Genomic DNA, 3,381 nt, shown 5'->3' on the forward strand with positions numbered 1-3,381 from the left:
CACAATATACGTCAAAGGAATATCGTGAAACAGTGGAATCAAAGCAATTTAAACTATCGTATAGTGCTAAAGGTTGTCCTTATGACAACGCCTGTATAGAAAGTTTTCATGCAATACTAAAAAAAGAATGCGTATATCTTAATACATTTATAGATCATAATCATGCTAAGTTAATATTATTTCAATATATAGAAGGATTTTATAATAGAAAAAGGATTCATTCATCAATCAACTACATGACTCCAGATGAATATGAGAATCTATGTAGAGTAGCATAGCTTGCTTTAGATTTTGAGCCTGAGGGGATGATAGCCACCCGTAGGGCTTGCCATTGATAAGCCAATAAATAAATGCTACAATATTCCACCACGAAGGCACAAAACATAGCTTGCTTTGAGTTTATCGCCTTCGGGTAGAAACCTAAAAGCATTTATGTTTGGATTGTCAATGGTGGCGGAGACCCACAAAAAAACCTAAATTTTTGTCCAAACTATTGACATAGATCCAAGGGCATGTTAGAATATAAACGAATGGATATTATTTTAACGATAAATACCAATATTTAAGGCTTATGCCATTGAAAAGGGGGATTATTGATGAAAAAAAATCAGGTATTTATAGGCATTCTACTCTTATTCCTTATGGCCATTTTTGCCTTTTCACTCCAGGGGAAGGATAGTAAATTAAGCTTATTTTTAATTACCGGACTAATGTTAGGGTATATATTGACTAGATCTAGATATGGCTTTGCTGGTGGAGTAAGGAGGATTTATTTTACCGGAGATGGGTCAATGACTAGAGCATTATTACTAATGTTAGCTCTTTCATTAATAGGCACTGCGGGGATTCATTATGGTGCAGTTCAAAGAGGAGCCGTTGTTGCCTTTAAGGCAGCCGAAGAGGAGATGATCATACCAGGAACTGGAAATGTTCAAAATGCTAGCTTAGCCACTATTATAGGGGGTATTTTATTTGGCATTGGAATGATCTTTGGTGGTGGCTGTGCTTCGGGTACTTTGACTGACTCAGGAGAAGGTGAAGCAAGGGGATGGATTGTATTATTATTCTTTATCCTTGGTTCCATGCTTGGTTTAGTTAATTTAGACTGGTGGGATAATAGTGCATTTTCGAAATTAGGTATTCAAATATATTTGCCAGACGTATTTGGATATATAGGAGCAGTCTTAATATCTTTATTACTATTACTTATAATATACATATTTGCAAACAATTATGAGGATAAGAGAAGAAGAGACGGAACCCTTATAGAAGAAGAGTATGAAGAATGGCAAAAACCTCTTCCAAGAGCAGAAAACTACAAATTTTTTTCCATGGAAACCTATCATAAATTCTTCGTTCAAAGGTGGTCTTTTACCGCTGGAGCTATTCTAATGACCATAGTATTTATATTTATAATAAACTCTACAGGCTCTAGTTGGGGAGTAACCAGTCCCTTTGCCCTATGGGGAATATGGTTATTTGACAAAATAGGAGTTGATTTTTCTGCTAATCCTGCCTTTGCCAGTGCAGTGAAAACGGTCAATAATGGTCTATTAAATCATCCAGCCACTTTAAGGAATTTGGGAATAATATTTGGTTCTGCGATTGCATTTTTATTGGCAGGTAATTTTAAATTTAATTTTGATTTCAAAGGTAAAGACGTACTATTTTATGCTATAGGTGGCATACTGATGGGATATGGAGCTAGGGTAGCTAAAGGTTGTAATGCGGGAGCATTATACTCTGGAATTGCAAACTTTTCTTTGTCTGGTTGGTTCTTCTTAATAGGAATGACTATTGGGGGAATTATTGGGTCAAAAATATTTGAAAATGTATTCCTTAAAGATAAAAAAGAGATAGTAGCTGAAAAATAAAACAGAAGATGGTGCTTTGTCACCATCTTCTGTTCTATTGTTAATAACAAAAACATCTTTTACTAGAAGTAATAAATTTTTTAAATATCTTTTCATAGCCTGTAAATTCATAGTTTTTTCTGTATGCTAAATAGTAATTAAATTTTGAATCAAAACCTTTAATATGGATCTTTTTTAAATCTCCTCTTCTCAGGTCTTGTTTTACCACGATATTTGGTAAAAAGGCAAAACCTCGTCCAGAGGAAACGGCAGATTTAATGGATTCGGGAGAATTAATAGATAACACAGTATTTAAATTATCAATATCTATTAAATGCTTTGATAATATATTAGCCAATAATAATCTATTGGTTGAATCTTCTTCCCGTTTTTACACCTACATCCGTATATATTTCCTTAAAGGTATAAAGGCTACAGGGTAGTACATATTCACCTAAACTTTTACAAGCTACTATAGAAAGGGTTTTTTTTGATTTTTCCAAATCCTTTATGGATCTTTTGATATTTTTTTGAATAGAAAGCATAGTAGTAGCATGTTCGAAAACTATCTTCCCTTCTTCGGTAAGCTCTACACCCTTATTACTTCTAATCAGTAGTTTTGCTCCCACTTCATCTTCCAAGTTCTGAATCTGCATACTTAACCCTGGTTGGGTAAGATGTAATTGTTTTGCTGCCTTAGATATGCTGTTACATTTTACAGTAACGTAAAAGGACTTTAAATAATCTAGATTCATTATTTTCCCACCCTAATATTAATCTTTGAATTTTTGAACTTTTGGAGATATTTAATGTATAAGAAAAGCTTCTATCGAAGCAATTAAGGTAGCTTTTCTTGAACTCATGTAGGTCAAGTTCCTTTTAGTTAATAATTTATAAGTTAGAACTTTCCTATTTGTTATAAAAAAGAGTTATTATGTATAATGACTATTTATTACATGGAATGGTATTTATGATGTTAGTATATAAGTATGGACACTAAATAAGGTTTTTTATATACTACTAAATGAGGAAGGAAGTGTCCATAAAATGTCTAAAAGAAAAACTTATACAGATGAATTCAAAATAATGATTGCAGAGTTAGTATTATCAGGAAAAACAGTTAGGGAAGTAGCAGACGAATATGGCCTAAGCCAAACAGCAATACGTAATTGGGTAAAGAAGAAAACACCGATAGATGTAAAGGGAGATACCACAAATCTTGAAGAAATTCTAAAAATCAAGAAGGAAAATGCAAGACTTAAGGAAGAAAATGATATATTAAAAAAAGCTATGGCCATATTCGCAACCAAATAAATCCTGATATTATATTTGAAATAATAAAAGCTAATTCTAAGGAACACAGCATAGATACTATGTGCAAGGTGCTAAAATATCCTAGAAGCACCTATTATGATAAGCATAAGGAAAAGCCTGGAAACAAGTGGAAAACTCTTAATAAGAAGCTTAGAGAAGATATTCTAACAATCTATAATAATAGTAACAAAATCTATGGAGCCCCTAAAATTCG

5 protein-coding genes are annotated in these 3,381 nt (G+C 32.8%); 3 read left to right on the forward strand and 2 right to left on the reverse strand.

Going from position 1 to position 3,381, the window contains the following annotated elements; all coding sequences use genetic code 11:
- Both CUL_RS16550 and CUL_RS0103085 read left to right on the forward strand, forming a co-directional pair.
- Window positions 1-278 (forward strand): integrase core domain-containing protein (locus CUL_RS16550; protein WP_035142774.1); only part of this gene is annotated, 278 nt, incomplete at its 5' end.
- 318 nt (window positions 279-596) lie between these two features.
- Window positions 597-1,874, forward strand: a complete 1,278-nt coding sequence (locus tag CUL_RS0103085; RefSeq protein ID WP_025640468.1) for a YeeE/YedE family protein — start codon at window positions 597-599, stop codon at window positions 1,872-1,874.
- Between the two features lie 40 nt (window positions 1,875-1,914).
- On the opposite strand, the gene CUL_RS19395 is transcribed toward CUL_RS0103085, so the two are convergent.
- Entirely contained in the window at window positions 1,915-2,211 is a 297-nt protein-coding gene (locus CUL_RS19395) for a LysR substrate-binding domain-containing protein (protein ID WP_051403489.1), read from the reverse strand.
- A gap of 7 nt (window positions 2,212-2,218) precedes the next feature.
- On the reverse strand, window positions 2,219-2,608 hold the full coding sequence (locus tag CUL_RS19400) for a LysR family transcriptional regulator (protein ID WP_051403490.1): 390 nt from the start codon (window positions 2,606-2,608) through the stop codon (window positions 2,219-2,221).
- Between the two features lie 292 nt (window positions 2,609-2,900).
- Here CUL_RS19400 and CUL_RS0103095 point away from each other — a divergent pair, with 292 nt between their 5' ends.
- Window positions 2,901-3,167: a transposase gene (locus tag CUL_RS0103095; protein ID WP_025640467.1), complete on the forward strand. Its 267-nt coding sequence runs from the start codon at window positions 2,901-2,903 to the stop codon at window positions 3,165-3,167.
- Window positions 3,168-3,381: the final 214 nt, after the last annotated feature.

This window comes from [Clostridium] ultunense DSM 10521 (assembly GCF_000511955.1).
GTDB lineage: Bacteria > Bacillota > Clostridia > Tissierellales > Tepidimicrobiaceae > Schnuerera > Schnuerera ultunensis.

Excerpts from the sequence above, each read along its gene's own strand:
- CUL_RS0103085 (WP_025640468.1), top strand. The coding sequence starts at position 597 with ATGAAAAAAAATCAGGTATTTATAGGCATTCTACTCTTATTCCTTATG.
- CUL_RS19400 (WP_051403490.1), bottom strand. The coding sequence starts at position 2,608 with ATGAATCTAGATTATTTAAAGTCCTTTTACGTTACTGTAAAATGTAAC.
- CUL_RS0103095 (WP_025640467.1), top strand. The coding sequence starts at position 2,901 with ATGTCTAAAAGAAAAACTTATACAGATGAATTCAAAATAATGATTGCA.